Origin of the sequence: Anabaena sp. 4-3 (assembly GCF_001597745.1) — a bacterium.
Classification (GTDB): domain Bacteria; phylum Cyanobacteriota; class Cyanobacteriia; order Cyanobacteriales; family Nostocaceae; genus Trichormus.
Window position 1 is genome coordinate 86249 of sequence record NZ_LUHJ01000013.1, and the last position, 18606, is coordinate 104854.

Here is an 18606-nt window from a genome sequence, read left to right on the forward strand (position 1 = left end):
TCAGCAATATAATCGGTAAAATAACATATTTGGGTGCTGGATGGGAAATATGTTACCAAGTAGAAAACAAACAGAATTTTACTTAACAGACTTAGAAACACCTATCGGTAAAGCGATTAATTTAACAATTGCTGCTTTAGTCTTATTATCATCCGGTATTTTTGTCGCGCAGACATATAATATACCTGATGATGTGCGGATGCAGTTAGATGTAATAGATAAGATTATCTTGGTAATTTTTGCTATAGAATATGCAGTCCGTTTGTGGAGTGCCGCCCATAAAATCAATTATATCTTGAGTTTTTATGCCATTATTGATTTAATGGCTATCTTGCCCTTTTTTATCGGTTGGGTAAATATTAGTTTTATTCGGTTACTTCGATGGTTTAGAATTTTACGTTTAATTAGATTTATTGATAAAAGATTTTTATTTAGCCGTGTTAGTACAGAAGATAGCGTCATTTTAATTCGGATATTATTCACCTTATTTGCCATTATATTTGTTTTTTCTGGCTTAATTTATCAAGTAGAACATCCTGTAAACTCGCTTTACAAGACTTTTTTTGATGCTTTTTATTATTCAGTCGTCACAATGACAACTGTGGGATTTGGTGATGTTACACCAATTTCTGAATTAGGACGTTTGTTAACAGTATTAATGATTTTGACGGGAGTGACTTTGATTCCTTGGCAAGTGGGAGATTTAATTAAAGGTTTGGTGAAAACAGCTAACCAAGTAGAAACAGTTTGTTTTGGTTGTGGTTTAGCATTTCACGATCAAGACGCAAAGTTTTGTAAGCGGTGCGGTACTAACTTAGCCAATAGGAATGTTGATGAATAGGAAAACATCAACCATAGGGAGGAAGTTTTTACCTCTATAAAAAACACACTGGTAATTAATAGAGATGCTTCGGGGGTAAACATCATGGTAAAACGGTCTAACCCACCCCTCCGCGAAGAACCTCGTTACCAACCAGCACCAATAATTCCTCTCAAACAAGAGGAATCTTTGCTGGAGTGGTTGCAACATACAGGTCGATTAGTATCTTACCCATCTGTTGACTACCATTACGAAGACGAGGAAGAAGAGGAAGAATATGTGGCAGACCTTGTAGACGAATTTGACTTTCAAGCAGAAGAAATAGAGGATTTAGAAGATTGACCTCTCCCCTGCCTAAAGGCGAGGGGATTATAAAAAGTTGAGGGAAGAGGCTCAAGCCGCTTCCCTCAACTTTTTAGATATTTTCAACATAAGTTTCAGTTTGTGAACTGTTTGCTGCTGGATGACGATTTGTCCACTGTCGCAATGCCCAAAGGCTAGTGAAAGCAGCTAATAAAGCACCAAGAGAATCCATAATTAAGTCAATAATGGTGTCATCCAAGCTGCCAATTACTTGAGTGTTAAGAATTTTTCCCGCAGACCATTCTGTAATTTCCCATAAAGCACCGATAGCAATGCCAAAACTGGTAATTGTCACCAGATACAACATTGTATGATTGCGAAATAGATTCAACATTGAACTATAGACTAAAAAACTCAATGCTAGGGTAATTGCAAAAGTAGTATAAGCATGAACAATCTCGTCATAAGGCCCTTTTGTCTCAAATAAACCCCATACCCAACCAGTAGCATTGACCAATGCAGCTAAGACAAACAGAAAATCAAACAAAGTAGGCAACTTATCATCTAGGACGACAAACAAAAAAGAGGCAAGCAGGAAAAATGCTAGACCTAAAGCATTTAAGAAATTACCTTGAACGGTTGCGGCTATGACAAAGATTGTTAGTAAACCTTGCCCTATCCAAGCAAGGACTCGATAACCTTTCCAATTTAAACTTTTCATGCTTTTCCCCCAAATATCTGATTAATTACGTTATTTTTCTCGGTTTTACCATCCTAAATATGATTTACAATGTCGCAATTTTGAATAATTTGATGATATCTTTCTTCTAGCAATTTGCTGTCTTTTTCTGGTAAGATTTTCTCACGGCTAAGAAGATGTATCAGAGGTATTAATTCTGTGAATGCTGATGCAATAATTCTTGAATTTCCTGCCGTAACGCTGTGATTTCATTCTGAAGCATTTGAATAGATTTCGTTCCGGCTAACTCGGCTTCATCATCATCAGCATCACGGTCAATAAAAAACGTCGCTAGAGTTGCAGTGACATAGCCAAATACAGCAAACGCATACAAGGCTAAGAAAAAACAAAGAATTCGACCTTCTGGGGTTTTTGGCCAATACTCAGAACCCATTGTGATGATTAACATGGCTGTCCACCATAAAGCAGTGCCATAGTTATGCAGTCCAGATTCTACAGGTACTTCATTTTCAAACGCATACATTCCTGCTGCTCCTACTAAAGTAATAATTATTGTTAAAGTCACAACATAACCAAACCCTCGACGGCTGACACTTGCTGCCAAAACCCGCATTCCTCGGTTAGCACGAGTCATGACTCGCAACAGTTGTAGCCCTCGCACAGCCCTTGTGGTTTGGAGTATTTTGATGACTCGTATAATCCGAAAAGTCCGTAATGCAGGTAATAATAGAGAAATAGCTGTTAGCCAGTTGCTTTTGATATAGGAAGGTCGATGAGGAGCAATAGCTAGTTTAAGTAAAAAATCTAAAATAAAAATAATCCAGATGGTGATGCTAACGGCTTGCAGTATAGGGTTTAATCCGGCGATAATTTCGATGATGAATAGTGCTAGCCATGCAAAGCCCAACACTACCATTGGGGTTTCTAACCAATCTTCCAATTGTTGCAACACTTCGCTGCGTTCTTTTTCCAGGGCTTGTTTTTCCGAAAGCTTAGAACTACTCATAATCTGAATTTGTAATTCAACACTAAGTTTTAGAGAATAACTATTTTTTGGATGCAGCTACTAAAGATGAGCTTTGTTCATGTAGCTGCAAACTTTAGTTTGAGGGGGAATAAACAGGTAAGAGTTTCGCTACTTTGGGTATGCTTTCTTTTACTCTAGCGATTGGATGATAATTGATGCTTCATCCAATTGAATGACTGCATGAAATTCAGCTAAACTTGGCAGCGATCGCCTACAGTTTTGCATCACCACTGCTCAAAAACTTCTATTTTCAACATCCTCTGTTTAACTGGAAGCACTGGTATAAAAACGTAAAGCAAACCGCCAAAACCTAGTAGAAAGCCAAAACAAAGCCACAGCTAACAAAGCCGCACCTATCAACCAGTTAATCTCCACCCTACCTAACATGACTTCTGCTGGGACTGTAGTTAAAAATGTCACTGGGACTATAAAAGTGAAGAAAAAACGGTAAGCTGCGGGGTAGGCAACTATGGGATATCTACCAGCTTCCACTAAACCCCGTAACACTTCCGTGACATTATAGATTTTGACAAACCAAATGCTAGTCGCTCCTAGCATAAACCACAGGCTATAAAGAATCACCAACCCACAGAATAACGGTACGATACTAACTAGATAGTTTTCGAGTCTTAAACCCAGACGTTGACCGGCATAGCCAATAATCATGCTACCAAAAACTAAATCTGGAATTCCCCAAGGGGATAGGGTATAGGTGGAAAGCCAAAACTGACTACGGATAGGTTTGAGAAGTATAAAGTCTAAAGTTCCTTCTTGCACATGGCGGACAATGCGGTTCAGGTTAGGTGAGAGAAAGGTGGCAGAAAAACCTTGCAGTAAGGTAAAAATTCCCAGAACTACTAAAGCAGCTTGCCATGACCAGCCAGTGAAAGTATAGCCAGTCCGGTAAAATAAGAACAAACCAAACACACTACCCGCTAAATTTCCTAAGCTGCTGAGGGTAGCTATCAAGAAGTTTACACGATATTCCAATTCGGCGGCGATCGCAGCACTCCAAAATAGTTTTAAGACTTGCCAGTATTTCCCCATCTTGCACCCAAAACTTCACAGTCGCTATCTGAGTTGATAACTTGATGTAATCTTAACAATATTGCTCCTGTTGCCAACATTGTTAACGCTAAGATATTGTATGCACATTCTTTATCCTCTGGGATTTACTGCTTTTTAAATATTCCCGAATTAGGCACAGAAAAGCATCAAAAATTTATGGCTAAACTATCCAACGAATTGCAACGTTATTTTTTTGAAGAATCTAGACCAGGAAAGGTTAATTTATCTGATATATTACAGTTGGCAGAGGAAAGGATTTTTGGTTTTTTGCTGGTGATATTAGCTTTACCTTCAGCTTTACCAGTACCAGCACCGGGTTATTCCACACCTTTCGGTATCTTAATTTTTCTGTTAGCAGTGCAGTTAATTACTGGTGCGAGAACTCCTTGGCTACCCCCGAAAATGATGAATCATCCCTTGGAACTAGAAACAGTGCAGGGATTTTTAAAAGCGGGGATTCCTTGGTTACGCAGAATTGAAGCGATCGCTCGTCCCCGTTTATCTTATATTTGTACGACTTTAGCAGGTAGAGTCACCATTGGAACTGCGATCGCCTTAATGGCAATTTCCATGATGATTCCCATCCCAGGCACTAACACCTTACCAGCGATGGGTATTTTCGTCACAGGTTTTGGTTTGCTAGAAGATGACGGTGCTATCAGTTTAGGCGGTTTAGTGCTGTGTCTGATAGGCGCAATTTTAACTACTTCGATTCTGATGGCTTTGGCTTGGGGTGGTTCTAGTCTCCTCGATATTATCAAAACTTGGTTAGGACGTTAATCTGAAAAATACCCCTAGAGGTGAATGAACTCAAAACAGCAGAGGTTGAAAATCTGATTATGACTGATATCAACCTCTACCTGTTTGTTGAAAACCTGCTATTTTTTTTGATAGCCACTGCTTTTTTTGTGGTTGTCGGTTGGGTGTGGAGATACGCTAAACCCTATACCCTACCAGAACCCCTACCAGGGTGGTTTAAAATTTGGTTTGGTACGGTGCAACTTTTGGGAGCATTACTACCACTGGTAGCGATGCTGTGGTGGGGTGTCTTCCAAGGCTATACTTCGGTATTAATTGTCTTTGGTTGGTACTTTGTGATGTTAGCGTTGCAAATTCTCTCCGAAAGTCTAACACTGAGGCAATTTCACAATGTAGTTTGGGTGATGGTTCCTTACCTTTACGTACCTTACCGCCTTTGGCAATTGTATGAGGGTTTGAGAATCATCAATTCTGCGAATGAATTAATCTGGATGCGTAATTTGTTGATTTTAGAAATTATCGTCTGGGGGGGGAATTACGCTTTAGACTTAGCCCAACTGCCAAGGTTACTGCGTTGGGAACTTAAAGAACCTAATTACAATGATTTTTAGCTAAATCAACAGCAAAAGAAAGTTTTCAAACCTTGTAGAGACGTTGCATACAAAGTCTCTACACTGTAGGGAGTTCTTCTTTTATCGAGACTGCTTTTTTTTGAGAAACTGCACAAAAGCTGGTAGCGTCTAACAAAGAACAATATTTTTGTGGATGTGAGAGCTTGAAAACTCGTTCTAATTACTGGCAACTGCTGCCCTATATTAGACCCCAGTGGCAGAATATTACTAAGGGATTTGTCGGCATTTTAGGCTATGTGCTGGCGACTTTAACATTAATTAATTTTGCGGGACAGTTAGCCGCACCCTTTGGTCAAGGTAATGTAATTGCGATCGCTCAATTAGCTGCTATCTTAGGCTTAGTATTTCTTGTGCGGGGCTTTTTTCAGTCTGTGCAGGACATCTATATGTCGAAAGCGGCGTTAAGAGTGGCTTTTTACCTGCGGAAGCAAGTATACGCCCACCTGCAAAAATTAGATTTAAGCTATTTTGAAACTGCAAAAGCCGGTGATTTATCTTACCGCCTCACCGAAGATATTGACCGCATCGGGGAAGTAGTTAAGAAACTATTTCATGACTTTCTCCCCTGTGTGTTGCAATTAATAGCCATCCCCATCTATATGATATACCTGAATTGGCAACTCACCTTAGCCACGGTGATAGTTGCGCCATTGATGGGTGTGTTAATTGGTTGGTTTGGGGAACGCTTACGTAAATATTCGCTTAAAAGCCAAAACCGTGTATCTGATTTATCAGCAATTCTAACAGAAGTTTTCAGTGGTATTCGCTTAGTGCGGGCGTTTGCCGCAGAAAATTATGAAATTGCGAGATTTAGCCACGAAGCAGAACGCAGTTTTCAAGCTAAATACTCAGCCGAACGCCTGAAAGCTGTGCAGATACCGATTATCGGATTTTTAGAAGCTGTGAGTGCTTTATGCTTAATTTTGGTGGGAGCGTGGCAAATTCAGCAAAAAAACTTAACAGTAGGCGAATTTTTCAGTTATCTAGCCGCCGCCGGCTTATTAATTGACCCTATCGGTCATGTTACCAACAACTACAACGAATTTAAACAAGGGGAAGCATCTGTTGACCGAATTTTTGAATTGATGGCGATGCAGCCAACAGTCACAGAGAAACCCAATGTAATCAGCTTACCACAAGTTCAAGGTAAAGTTGAATATCGTCAGGTGACATTTGCTTATCAACCAGGTGAACCCGTCTTAAAAGATATTAGTTTGTTAGCGATGCCAGGGGAAGCGATCGCTTTAGTCGGTGCTTCTGGTGCAGGTAAAACCACCTTTGTAAATCTGCTGCCACGTTTCTATGACCCCAGCAAAGGTCAAATCTTAATTGATGGCGTAAATATTCGGGATGTGTCTTTAGAGAGTTTGCGGCGACAAATTGGTATAGTTCCCCAAGAAACCATCATGTTTTCGGGGACTGTAGCCCAAAATATCGCCTTTGGGCAAGAGTTTTATGATTTAAATGCTGTGGCAGAAGCGGCAAAAATTGCTAATGCTCATCAATTTATTAGCCAGCTACCAGAAGGTTATCAGACTTGGGTAGGTGAGAGGGGGGTAAATTTATCTGGTGGACAAAGACAAAGAATTGCGATCGCTCGTGCGGTATTATTGAACCCGCAGATATTGATTTTAGATGAAGCGACATCAGCCTTAGATTCTGAGTCAGAGGCTTTAGTACAGGAAGCCTTAGAAAGACTAATGCAGCAACGCACAGTATTTATTATTGCTCACCGTTTAAGTACAGTGAGAAAGTGCGATCGCATTTTAGTTTTAGAACGGGGGCAGATTGTAGAGTCAGGCACACATGAAGAACTTTTAGCCCTTGAGCGTCGCTATGCCAAATTTTATACTCAGCAGTTTAGTCATTAGTCAATATAAATTCAAAATTCAAAATTCAAAATTCAAAATGGTTGACTGTTGACTCTTACAGAATTTCTCCCTTGTCTACCTTGTCTTCCTCTGCTCCCCTGCTCCCCCTGCTCCCCCTGCTTCCTCATCCCCCTCATCTCTCCTAACCCCGAACTACCCCAGCTTGCTTTTGCTGTTCCTGTAGCCAAGCTTCAAACAGTTCATTTAAAAGTCTTGCTTTCATGGGTTCATCTAGTTGGGCGGGGACTAACTTCTCTACACGCACAATTACGAACCATTCAGCAATGCGCGCCGGGGTGGAAATTTGACCGGGTTGACAACTGGTAAGTAGTTGTGCCATCGTCGGATGAAGTGTATTTAGTTCCACAGGCCCGACTAACCCACCTGTTTGAGCCTCTGGCCCTTGTGAATATTTCTGCGCGACTTCTGTAAAAGACTGTTCTTTCGCTTGAAGGCGAAAGTAGAGTTCTTGAGCTAGTCCAGCGTCTTGAGTTCGCAGTAGGGAATAAATTACTTTATCTAATTTCGTCTTCAACTGGAAAAAATAAGATTCCAGTTTATTACCCCAAGTGACTTGCTTAAATTTTTCTAATTTTAATTTCCGAGCAATCATATTGTCTAACTGGTCAGCACTTAAACCTTGTTGCGCCATCCATGCTTGAATATCGGCAGGTTGTGTTAGCTGTCTTTCGGCGTAAAAACGCTGTTTAGCTTGGGCTACTTCTTCAGCATTGCATTCTATGGGGGCTATGGCTTCATCAATAATTATCTCGCGGATTAATTGCGGTAGCAGTTGATAATTTGCCAGTAAGGGAAGAAGCTCACTAGCTGGGATGGTACGGTTGCCGATTTGCAGCACTTCAGTCATGATGCTTTTAGTTTGGCACTCTTGGGTAATCAATGCTGAGTTTCTACAGCTTTAAGATTTTAATACAGTAATTGATTACTAATGTAAAGTTTTTTCTACAACTATACGCAGGACTGACGCAACTGGCATATTAGTAGGGTGCGTCAGATATCAAAAATACGTTTATTGACAGCATTTAAACAGTCTTCTGTAATGTGGCACTTGCATAAATCCTATATAGTGATTCAGATCCCCGAATTCTTTGAGAAGTTGGGGAGCTAAACTACACAAATGTATAAAAATTAGCAGTAAGTGGACAATCAAAAGTTACCCACCTACTGTTAATTTTGGTAAAGATGCCAATTACAAACTCTCTAAATAACTTAAAAGGTCTGCCATTTCTTGGGTGCTGGGCTGAAATTTTGGCATTGGTGGAGTTTTCCCACTAATGACTTGATTGATTAGTCCATACCTGGACTTACGTTTAGAAACGCCTTGTAAGCTAGGGCCTACTCGTCCATCAGCTTCTAAACCATGACAGCCAGAGCAATTGATTTGAAAAATAGCGTGTCCTTGTATTGGGTCTCCTTGCAACGCCAGAACACCCTTGACGTATGGGTCAGAGGCTTGTACCATCTGAACACCAAAAACGCCCAAAATCACTACTAGCAGTATCGCTAGAGCCAATAAAACGATCTGCTGAATCAGATTTTCAGGTTTAGTAAGTTGGTTATCCAAACGGTTTGCTGTTAAGGTCTAGTTGATTTGCAAAATTTTCATTTCCTACACATAGCTTAAAAGTTCTTGATGTTGTCTGCAAGCACATCCAGGGCTGGGCTGATGAGTAACTATTGCTAAAATCTTTGTAGCAAGCGGGATTCATCCGCAATTTGGTAAAATCAAAAGCGGGAAATGAATATTCAAGAATCGTAAACAGGAGATTAAAAGTGGTTGAACCCCTGCTTTCTGGCATTGTGCTTGGTTTGATTGTTGTTACCCTTGGTGGGCTATTTTACGCTGCCTACAAGCAATACAAACGCCCCACTGAGTTGGGTGGTTAAGTAGAGACGCATTTCATCGCATCTTTACATATTTTTGAGTAGGGGATAGGGGATGATGATCAAGTAATTCTGATTTTCCTTCCCCACTCCCCACTCTCTATTCTCTACTCCTCTAATTCCCCAATTCTGTAGAAAGTTATGGCTGTGTTACCGTAGACTTTTTGGCGGCAAATTTCCCAGTGAGGAATGATGATATCTGTCCAACCGTGGGGATTATGCTCAACGGCGATTTCACCATGAGCATCTAATAATTGATATTGTGCGATCGCCTCTAATACTGGTTGATATAATCCACTAGCATAAGGTGGGTCAAAATAAATTCTATCAAACTGCTGCCCTGATAAGTTCTTTAGCTGCTGGATGACATCACCACGTAATACTTGCCATTTTTGATTTTGCTGTGCGACTTTTTGCCAGTTCTGTTGAATCACAGCACAGGCTCGACTTGATTTTTCAATTCCAATTACTAGGCTAGCTTCTCTACACAAAGCTTCTGCACCCATTGAACCGCTACCGGTGCATAAATCTAGCCAGCGACAACCCGCTATTTCACCCTGCCAAATATTAAACACTGCTTCCCGCACCCGCGCACTCGTGGGTCGGGTTTCTTGTCCTGGTAAGGTTTTAATCTGACGATTCCCGTAAATTCTTAGACTCATTGTGTCGATAGTCATTAGTCACTGGTCATTAGTCATTAGTTTGTCGCAAAGCTAATGACAAAGGACAAAGGACAAATGACAAACCCTCAAATTTATACTTAATATTATGCCGCGATTTTTTCCCGTACTTGCGAAACAAAATTAGACAGGATTTGCAAGCCGATGTTAGAAGATTTCTCTGGGTGAAATTGTACCGCCATCAGGTTTTCATGGGCGATCGCTGCTGTAATGGTTTGCGTACCGTGAGTAACAGTTGCAGCGCGAACTTGCGCTTCTACGGGGTCAACATAATAGGAATGCACAAAGTAAACCCAAGGTTGCGGGGGTAAATGCTCCCACAAAATACTTTTTGGTTGAGTTAATTGCAACTGATTCCAACCCATGTGAGGAATTGTAATCCCAGGTTCATGAACAAACCGCCGCACTTTTCCCTTAACAATTCCTAGCCCTGGTTGAGTTCCTTCGGCACTGGATTCAAATAAAATTTGTAGTCCTAAACAAATGCCTAAGAAGGGTTTACCGGATGCGATTATATCTTTAATCGGTTGTTCTAAATCTCGCTCGCGGATATGCTGCATTGCGGGATCAAATGCGCCCACACCTGGCAAAACCACCGCATCTGCTTTAGCTAATTCCTTGGGGCAATCAGTAATTTTAGGCGTAGCTCCAGCTTTTTCTAAACCTTTACAAACAGAATGCAAATTTCCCATGTCATAGTCTACAACCGCAATCACTGGCATTGGCCTGTTCCTTGTAAATTATTTATGGAGGTTTTTTTATATTCTAAAGAATATTTCTGATGAAGAAAAGAATTCTATTAACTTCTTTTGACACTTGGCTTGCAGATCAACAGTCAAATTCCTCTGATGATCTATTACTTGAACTGCTCAAACTTGACTCACTCCCATTAGATTTAAAATTTTTGCGCCTGTTACCTGTTGACATCGACCTTGCTAGTGAGCAGGTGATAGCAAAAATCCAGGAATACCAACCAGATTACATCGTTTGTTGTGGCATGGCATCCAGTCGGCAAAAATTAAGTCTAGAAGTTCGTGCTAGTCGTGGAGAAACTTTTTTACACACCACAATTGATGTCAAACAATTAGTAGCAGGAGCAAAAGTCACAGATATTAGTGAAGACTGCGGTAAATTTGTATGCGAGGGACTTTATTATTCTGTACTGGACTACTTAAGGCAAAATCAACTGAAAGCACAGTGTATATTTGTCCATGTCCCAGTTTTGAATCAAGAAAATTTGATTGTGATTATGGCTAATTTCTTATTAATTATTAACAATTTGGCACTTTTGTAAAGTTATCACCGTCCGAAGGGTGGGGGATGAGGGAGATGAGGGAGATGAGGGAGATGAGGGAGATGAGGGAGATGAGGGAGATGAGGAGGATAAGGGAGAAATTCTTTCCCAGTCCCCAGTCCCCAATACCCAGTCCCTAATACCTTCCAGTCTTTGTTATCAAGGAAAATAAATTAATTCAGAATATGTTACCGTTTTTACTTGGTTTTTTAGTGGCTCAATCAACTCCTGCGACACCACCACCGGCAGAAGTGGTACAACCGCAACAGGTGCGTCCGTTACCAGGACAGTTGGATACAATACCAACATTTAATAGCAATAGTCCAGAATTAGTTTTAAAAGAGGGTATTTTACTTTCGACTTTTCCACCGGAGGGGAAAAAAGTTCCATCTGCCCATTTGAATTTTCCCTTTCGCGGTAGATTTGATGTGTTTGCTCATCACGTTGCTAGGGCTGAACCACCGGAAGATTTACGCTCATTATATGTAGGGGTAATTTTACATAATCCCACTGCCCAACCAGTAACTGTGAATGTGTTGCAAGGTGCGAGTTATTTAAGTCAACCGGATGCGCCATTTATTCAGTTACCCTCGTTTAGTCCGAATTTGTTGGGTAATGTGTTCGCGGGGCCGGGCGATCGCGTTATGTTAGATATACTCCGAGGACGACGACAAGATATTTTCCCCGCTCAAATTGTCATACCACCAGGGGAAAGTCAAATGTTACTTAACCAACCTATTCCGGTAAGAGGACTCACCCCACCCCTCAACGGGCGTTCAACTTTAGCACGACTGCGAAGTAATGGTACTGTTTATGCAGCTAGTTTGGCGATGTTTGCCAAAACTAATGCTGATGCTAGTGAACGTGCGCCGACATTAGAAGAATGGCAAGATTTATTAAAAAATAGTGATGTATCTGGCCCCCGTGATAAAGTACCTACACCCTTAGAAGAAACTGGTAAACCGCGCATTTATGGACGAGTAGCTGGGGTAGCGCGTGGCGTACATTGGCGGGCTTTGATTGCTGATAGTCCGAAAGCCAAGTATTTAACTATTCCCCAACCCGGTGCAGCATTTTCTTATCCTCTTAGCAGTCTGCATGGTGGTACTTTGGGAACAGAACAAATTCAAAGCGCACCGCTTTTGGTACGTTATCCTGACACCGCTTATCGCGCACATGGAAATTACGGTATTCAATATAGTTTGAGGTTGCCGTTATATAACAATACTCCTAATTCCCAAACTGTGAGTATCTCGATCCAAACCCCAATTAAAGAAGACAGACTGACAAAACCAGGACTGCGCTTTTTTACTACTCCCGCCCGTCAAGTTTTCTTTCGGGGTAGTGTGAGAATACGACATAAAGATGAGAATGGCCAGCCTAAAACTAATTTTATCCATTTAGTGCAGAGGAGAGGCCAGCCTGGAGAACCTTTAGCTTTATTAAACCTGAAATCAGGCGATCGCTCTTTAGTAGAAGTAGACTTTCTTTATCCTCCCGATGCTTCACCACCGCAGGTTTTAACGGTAGCTACCCAGGCTCAACAATAGGGGAAAAGGACAAACTTTTGCTAGTGGTATGTGCAAATATGTAGAGACGTTGCATGCAACGTCTCTACATTTTCCTTATTTGGTGTCGTACTTTCCACCTAACACACCCTACAATTTATTTTTTATTAACGCTGACAGTGTTTACTCATGTTAGGCATACTATTTATTACACATATAGTATTTAAAAACCACTCAAGATTGTAAACACCCATATAAGTTGCAATAATAGATATTATAACTACTACTGTAGTAGTCCAAGGCTTGATCTCACGCATAAATTTTTTTTATTTTCATCCATTCTGGTGAGTATACACCAAATATGCTACTTAAATATGACTTCAATTTAAAATGTTACTTAATATACTACTTAGCCTAGTTAAGTAGTGGCGTGGCAAGCCTTAAATGTTGCATTAAAACTCTCTTGTGGGATGGGCTTCTAGCCCGTCCGGTGCGGGCTAGAAGCCCACACCACAAGAACTATATTTTTGCACTACTTTAGCCTTGCCACCCCACTACAATTTATTTATTGAAAACCCTTGGCTGGTTTTTGTTTCCCCTTTCCTTTAGGTTTAGACTTGTGAACTTCTACTACAGCTTCTTGAAATAATTCATGCAGATGTAGCGGTACACTGGCAATTTCTGGTAAGTCTGGTTGCAGGGGTTTATCAAATTCTTGCAATAGTTTATCTAAGTCATCTTTAAGGTTAAATTCTGGACGTTGTAAATAATCTTGTAGGACTTTTTCTAATGATTTGGGGTAATTTTGGGCTAAACGATGCCAAATAAACGCATTAATATTTTTATCTTCCAGGTAATGACGAATTAGTTTATCAGCACCTTCGATACTTTGCCAATTTTCTGCTGTTAATAGTGCTTGAAATTGGCTGTATGTTGGTAAAAACATCTGTCCCCAACGGGGATGAGAAATAGCGGTGACTTGTTCTGCTTTTTTCAGTTCCGCAGGTAAATCAACTTTTGGCATTACCATTTTACTGTTGCCATTTTTGTTGTTAAATATCTGCGCTACTAATTTGCTATCAGCACCAGCTTCTTTTGCTGCTTCTGTAATTTCTGCTTCTGATACTCCGGCTTCGGCGGCTAAGTCACTGAGAGATTTATTTTGATCAATTCCTAAAGCTGCCAAGCGTTTCTCGGCGGTTAATTCTTGGAATTCTCTAATTTTTTGGTTAAGTTGATATCCAGGTAATGTGATTTCATCACTCCCAAAAAAATCAATAAAATCTTCGTGATATTGGGCTACTGACTCCCAAGCAGCTTGTAATAAATCTGGTGCGTCACTATAAAGATAGTTTTTATAATTGTCTTTGAAATTGCCAATGGCTACAGCGAGTTTTGGTTTACCCAGTTTACCTAATATTGTGTATTGTCCAAAAAATGTCCAGTAATTATCGGTGACTGGGGCTATGCGAGTTAATAAGATTTCGCCTAGTTTTATGCGAGAAATTGCTTGTAGTGTTTGGGGATTGTTGGGTTTTACAAGATAGTATTTATCGGTTAACCAGTTTTTTAATTTTAGGCGATCGCTCTCTATTTGGGTAATGGCAAATAAACCCATAAAACTATGATACCAACTTAAAAGAAGCTGGCGATCGCTCTCGGTTAAATCTGGTTGACTGGCAATAAATAAATCTATGGGAGACTTATCCCCAATTTTCCCTTCTACAATAAAACTGTCAATAATTAAATCTTGCTGTTTACTATCACCACTACCACGGCGATACTGTTCGGCTGCATAGGTTTCTAAAGCTTGTGCTAGTTCTCCTTCTGCATCTAAAACGAAATCTACTAAAGCTTGTTTCAGGAAGTGCGATCGCTCTAATATCAAATCCACAGGTATACTCTATCTCTTGATGCCATAACTATAGATTAAGGGTGACGAGCAAATCACAGCATCTAACAATAGCTAGATTTATCAAAATATATATTGAGCAAGTTGACGAATTACTTAGTTTAAAATAAACACAAAGCATCAAACAAGGTTATAAAAAATGATTGCAAATCCCAGTTATAACTATATTGCCCCAGAAAACTATCTCAAAGGTGAAGAAAATAGTCCCATTAAGCACGAATACCGCCAAGGAGACGTTTATGCAATGGCTGGGGCTAGTAATACTCATGTGGTAATTTCTCTAAATATTGCTTCCAGCCTGAGAAACCACTTACGCGGAAAAGGATGTCAAGCTTACATATCAGACACCAAAGTTCACATTGAATCACTTAACACTTACTACTATCCTGATGTAATTGTTAGTTGTGACCAAAGAGATAGAGCTTTTGATAATTTTATCCGCTATCCTTGCCTAATTATAGAAGTTTTATCACCATCGACAGAAGCCTTTGATAGAGGTGATAAATTTGCTGACTACCGACACATAGAAACACTGCAAGAATATGTCTTAGTCAGTCAAAATCGGATGAGTGTTGATTGTTTTCGCCGTAACCAAGATGGGCAATGGGTACTTTATCCTTATGGACAAGGAGATGAGATACATTTAGCTAGTATAGATTTTCGGTGTGCGGTAACAGACGTATATGAAGATGTTACTTTTGAATTGCCGCAACCTCAAACATAAACAGAAAACAAATCTTCAGAGTTGCTGAGTCAGCTTGGTCACAGATTAGCCCCATTTTAGTAGCTTATCATGGACTCAGAAAACAACGAGGTGTAAATTTATGACAAGTGTTGTTAAATCTCCCTACAGTAGCGAACAGATAGCCGCTTGGTTGCGGGGACTGCTAACAATAGCTTGGGCTGATGGTAACTTTGACGAACAAGAACAGCAATTAATTGCGAGTCTCACCAAGGATGAATTAGCCCCTTGTCTAGAATGGGAGTCACTGGAAGTCATTACACCAGAAGAATTAGCGACGGTTTTGGGGAAGCATACACCAGCTGCGGAGAATTTTTTGCGTACAGCTGTCATGGTAGCGATCGCAGATGGTATATATTCCCCCAGCGAAGATCAAGTCCTGCATCAATTTTGTCAAGCCCTCGGCGAACCAGAAGACATACTCACAGCCCTACGCCACACCATAGAAGAACAAGATGCACCAGTCAATTCTACCCCAGCCATACCCACCCACCCCTCACCTGATGCACTCCAACCCCTACGCCACTGGCTGGATGAGTTAGATGTCAAAGACCCCAGAGTTGCCCGGTTTTTATGTAAAATGATACCTTCCCAATGTCCCTTTGAGCGAGATGTCACCTTATTCGGACGTAAAATAGTACATATTCCGCCATTATGTAAAATTAACCCACTGTATGAACAACTCGTAGGTTTACGCTTCCGCGCCCTCTCCTATTTAGCAGATGAATGTAACGAAGATGTGACACCATATATTTAGTCAATAGTCATTAGTCAATAATTTGGCATAATGGCAATTAGAAGCTCTCAGACAAAAAAACTACTCAAACAACATACAATGTCTAAGGTGCGTTCATAAAATGACGCACCATTATCATCTTCAGCAAGCTCATAAATAATAACTAATGACTAATGACTAATGACTAATGACTAATGACTAATGACTAATGACTAATAACTAACTATGCAATTTATCGACCAAGCAGAGATTGAAGTAGAAGCTGGTAAAGGTGGCGATGGTATTGTTGCCTTCCGGCGAGAAAAATATGTACCAGCTGGCGGCCCTTCTGGTGGAAACGGTGGGCGAGGTGGTTCAGTCTTTTTCGTAGCAGTGGAAAATCTACAAACCTTGTTAGACTTTCGATATCAACACATATTTAAAGGCGAAAATGGCGGACGTGGCGGCCCCAATAACTGCACAGGCGCATCCGGGAAAGATTTAATTATCGAAGTTCCCTGTGGCACAGCCATTTATGATGCAGAAACAGGTGATTTAATCGGAGATTTAACCGCACCTAACCAAAAGCTACTAATAGCACAAGGTGGTAAAGGAGGTTTAGGAAATCAGCATTTCTTAAGCAACCGTAACCGCGCCCCAGAATACGCCCTCCCAGGACTACCAGGAGAAAGAAAACTCCTACACTTAGAATTAAAACTGTTAGCGGAAGTAGGAATTATTGGTTTACCCAACGCTGGTAAATCTACCTTAATCTCATCATTATCAGCAGCCCGTCCCAAAATTGCTGACTATCCCTTTACAACCCTAGTGCCAAATTTAGGTGTAGTCAGAAAACCCACGGGTGACGGTACTGTGTTCGCCGATATCCCCGGACTAATTGAAGGTGCAGCCGAAGGTGCAGGTTTAGGACATGATTTCTTACGCCACATTGAACGCACAAGAGTATTACTGCATTTAATCGACGCAACCAGTGATGATGTTATAGGGGATTATAACACAATTCAGCAAGAATTAGCCGCTTATGGACGAGGTTTAAATGAAAGAATGCAAATTTTGGCATTAAATAAAATTGATGCCGTTGACAGGGAAAGTGTTGATTTAGAAGCACTGGCGACGCAATTAAATCATCTGTCTCACGCGCCAGTTTTCTTGATTTCTGCGGTGACTCGTACTGGTTTAGAGCCAATGTTACAAGAAGTTTGGCATATTCTCGACCAAATCAACGCAATGGAAGAAGTAGAAGTGTTTACTTAAGTTTTGTAGGGTGGGCATTGCTTGAGATTTGCTCAAACCATAAATTTTATGTTGTTAGCAATGCCCACCTGACGCTGATTAAGTTTTGTAGTGTGGATTTTAGTGTGGAGGAGTAGGGGGAATTTGCCTCACGCAGAGACGCAGAGGCGCAGAGAGGGAGAGGAAGAGGTTAGACTTTGAGAAACCAGCGTTGGCGGTACATGAGGAGGGCGACTAACCACCAGAAGATGACGGTGGCTAGGGCGAATAGTAGTGAACCGTTGTAAGTTCCTGCCCAGGATGCGAAGATGTTTTGATATATCCAGTTGTAGGTGCTGATGGCGGTTTCTCCTGTGCCGATTTTGGTTCTGGCGAGGATTTTGATTAGTAATACTGATAGGACAAACAGAGCGATCGCATTTAGTCCCATAATTTCAAAAGGTTTACCCCAGCGTCGAATTAATCTGACTTCAATTAATTCATAACAAGCTGCCAGTAGCAACAACGCCCAACCGCTAGTCAACACCACATAGGAACTTGTCCATAATTTTTTATTTATCGGGAATACCCCACCCCACGCCCAACCAATAATTAAGCAACCCACGCCAAATAATGCTAATCCGATACTCGTCCGTGTTTGTACTGGCTGTTTACGTATCCAATCGCCAGTAAAGTAACCAGCCAAAACACTCACAATAGCAGGAATCGTACTAAATAATCCTTCTGGATCTCCCATGAAGTTAAAGCCATCGCCCTTATATAGATGGGCTTTCGGGATAATCAACCTGTCAATATACGCGCCAAAATTGCCTTCTCTAGACAACACACCTGCACCATAATCTGGTACTGGAATATACATCATTGCTAGCCAATAGCCAATGAGTAAGACAGCCGCTAGTATCCATTGTCCTTTGCGTGGTAATTTTAGGACTATCACAGAAGCTAGCAGGTAGCTCAGGCTGATACGCTGCAACACCCCCATAATGCGGATGCTACTCAAGTCAAAAGTCCAAACGCCTTGATTCCAAAAGCCATTGAGAAACAAACCCAAAATAAACAGAATCGCCGCCCGGCGCAATATCCGCCCATAAACAGCCGAGGTGGGTTTGTTGTCTTCGGTGTATTTGGATAACGAAAAAGTCATTGCTACACCGACAATGAACAAAAAGAAAGGAAAAACTAAATCAGTCGGTGTGCAACCATGCCAATCAGCATGAGTTAAGGGAAGATAGACATCATTAGCGACTCCCGCCATATTAACCAGAATCATCCCCGCAATGGTGATACCGCGAAATACATCAAGTGAAGTCAGGCGCATGGATAGAACTATGTGTATGTGAATGAGTATATAAACTATCCTGCCTAATGTTCGTCAAGCATTAAGATTTACAAATTACCGAACCAATATATAAAGTC

General features: G+C 40.9%; 20 protein-coding genes. 11 read left to right on the top strand and 9 right to left on the bottom strand.

The genetic code is table 11. From position 1 onward, the window contains the following. Positions 1-49: 49 nt before the first annotated feature. Entirely contained in the window at positions 50-841 is a 792-nt protein-coding gene (locus A3775_RS02475; RefSeq protein ID WP_066423844.1) for an ion transporter, read from the top strand. An 84-nt stretch (positions 842-925) separates the two neighbouring features. Beyond that, positions 926-1162 (top strand): DUF3134 domain-containing protein, encoded by a 237-nt coding sequence (locus A3775_RS02480; protein ID WP_066381427.1) that lies wholly within the window; start codon positions 926-928, stop codon positions 1160-1162. Positions 1163-1235: 73 nt separating this feature from the next. Here the strand turns inward: A3775_RS02480 and A3775_RS02485 are convergent, their stop codons facing one another. The 3 genes from A3775_RS02485 to A3775_RS02495 all read right to left on the bottom strand — a co-directional run bounded on the left by A3775_RS02485 (position 1236) and on the right by A3775_RS02495 (position 3897). Further along, complete coding sequence (locus A3775_RS02485) at positions 1236-1844, bottom strand: hypothetical protein (protein ID WP_066381429.1); 609 nt, start codon at positions 1842-1844, stop codon at positions 1236-1238. Between the two features lie 169 nt (positions 1845-2013). Beyond that, positions 2014-2829, bottom strand: a complete 816-nt coding sequence (locus tag A3775_RS02490; RefSeq protein ID WP_066423726.1) for an ion transporter — start codon at positions 2827-2829, stop codon at positions 2014-2016. A gap of 285 nt (positions 2830-3114) precedes the next feature. Next, positions 3115-3897 carry an ABC transporter permease gene (locus A3775_RS02495; protein ID WP_066381433.1) on the bottom strand — a complete coding sequence of 261 codons (783 nt, stop codon included), beginning with the start codon at positions 3895-3897 and terminating at the stop codon, positions 3115-3117. A gap of 177 nt (positions 3898-4074) precedes the next feature. Here A3775_RS02495 and A3775_RS02500 point away from each other — a divergent pair, with 177 nt between their 5' ends. From A3775_RS02500 to A3775_RS02510, 3 genes are all read left to right on the top strand, one after another. After that, positions 4075-4698, top strand: a complete 624-nt coding sequence (locus A3775_RS02500; protein WP_066423845.1) for an exopolysaccharide biosynthesis protein — start codon at positions 4075-4077, stop codon at positions 4696-4698. Positions 4699-4757: 59 nt separating this feature from the next. Continuing rightward, positions 4758-5288 (top strand): hypothetical protein, encoded by a 531-nt coding sequence (locus A3775_RS02505; protein ID WP_197480078.1) that lies wholly within the window; start codon positions 4758-4760, stop codon positions 5286-5288. A 164-nt stretch (positions 5289-5452) separates the two neighbouring features. Continuing rightward, on the top strand, positions 5453-7180 hold the full coding sequence (locus A3775_RS02510; RefSeq protein WP_066423727.1) for an ABC transporter ATP-binding protein: 1728 nt from the start codon (positions 5453-5455) through the stop codon (positions 7178-7180). A gap of 142 nt (positions 7181-7322) precedes the next feature. Here A3775_RS02510 and A3775_RS02515 read toward each other — a convergent pair whose 3' ends face one another. Together A3775_RS02515 and A3775_RS02520 are read right to left on the bottom strand one after the other, a co-directional pair. Continuing rightward, a complete protein-coding gene (locus A3775_RS02515) occupies positions 7323-8048 on the bottom strand; it encodes a peptidylprolyl isomerase (protein WP_066423729.1) in 726 nt (241 codons plus the stop codon). A 342-nt stretch (positions 8049-8390) separates the two neighbouring features. Continuing rightward, positions 8391-8765, bottom strand: coding sequence for a cytochrome c (locus tag A3775_RS02520; RefSeq protein WP_066381437.1), 375 nt, complete (start codon positions 8763-8765; stop codon positions 8391-8393). 209 nt (positions 8766-8974) lie between these two features. Between A3775_RS02520 and petG the strand changes: the two genes are divergently transcribed. Further along, on the top strand, positions 8975-9088 hold the full coding sequence (petG, locus tag A3775_RS02525) for a cytochrome b6-f complex subunit V (protein WP_066381439.1): 114 nt from the start codon (positions 8975-8977) through the stop codon (positions 9086-9088). A 104-nt stretch (positions 9089-9192) separates the two neighbouring features. Here the strand turns inward: petG and rsmD are convergent, their stop codons facing one another. Both rsmD and hisH read right to left on the bottom strand, forming a co-directional pair. Then, entirely contained in the window at positions 9193-9747 is a 555-nt protein-coding gene (gene rsmD / locus A3775_RS02530; protein WP_066423848.1) for a 16S rRNA (guanine(966)-N(2))-methyltransferase RsmD, read from the bottom strand. 104 nt (positions 9748-9851) lie between these two features. Beyond that, positions 9852-10487 carry an imidazole glycerol phosphate synthase subunit HisH gene (hisH, locus tag A3775_RS02535; RefSeq protein ID WP_066381441.1) on the bottom strand — a complete coding sequence of 212 codons (636 nt, stop codon included), beginning with the start codon at positions 10485-10487 and terminating at the stop codon, positions 9852-9854. Positions 10488-10546: 59 nt separating this feature from the next. On the opposite strand from hisH, the gene A3775_RS02540 reads away from it, so the two are divergent. Beyond that, positions 10547-11059, top strand: coding sequence for a peptidase C15 (locus tag A3775_RS02540; protein ID WP_066381443.1), 513 nt, complete (start codon positions 10547-10549; stop codon positions 11057-11059). Positions 11060-11244: 185 nt separating this feature from the next. Next, complete coding sequence (locus A3775_RS02545) at positions 11245-12609, top strand: DUF3370 domain-containing protein (protein ID WP_066423731.1); 1365 nt, start codon at positions 11245-11247, stop codon at positions 12607-12609. 523 nt (positions 12610-13132) lie between these two features. On the opposite strand, the gene A3775_RS02550 is transcribed toward A3775_RS02545, so the two are convergent. After that, positions 13133-14461, bottom strand: a complete 1329-nt coding sequence (locus A3775_RS02550; protein WP_066423733.1) for a hypothetical protein — start codon at positions 14459-14461, stop codon at positions 13133-13135. Positions 14462-14618: 157 nt separating this feature from the next. On the opposite strand from A3775_RS02550, the gene A3775_RS02555 reads away from it, so the two are divergent. The 3 genes from A3775_RS02555 (at position 14619) to obgE (ending at position 17211) form a co-directional block, all read left to right on the top strand. After that, complete coding sequence (locus A3775_RS02555) at positions 14619-15203, top strand: Uma2 family endonuclease (protein WP_066381449.1); 585 nt, start codon at positions 14619-14621, stop codon at positions 15201-15203. A gap of 100 nt (positions 15204-15303) precedes the next feature. Then, positions 15304-15978, top strand: a complete 675-nt coding sequence (locus tag A3775_RS02560) for a Mo-dependent nitrogenase C-terminal domain-containing protein (RefSeq protein WP_066423736.1) — start codon at positions 15304-15306, stop codon at positions 15976-15978. A gap of 204 nt (positions 15979-16182) precedes the next feature. Next, positions 16183-17211, top strand: a complete 1029-nt coding sequence (gene obgE / locus A3775_RS02565) for a GTPase ObgE (RefSeq protein WP_066423738.1) — start codon at positions 16183-16185, stop codon at positions 17209-17211. 169 nt (positions 17212-17380) lie between these two features. On the opposite strand, the gene A3775_RS02570 is transcribed toward obgE, so the two are convergent. Further along, a complete protein-coding gene (locus tag A3775_RS02570; RefSeq protein WP_066381455.1) occupies positions 17381-18508 on the bottom strand; it encodes an acyltransferase family protein in 1128 nt (375 codons plus the stop codon). Positions 18509-18606: the final 98 nt, after the last annotated feature.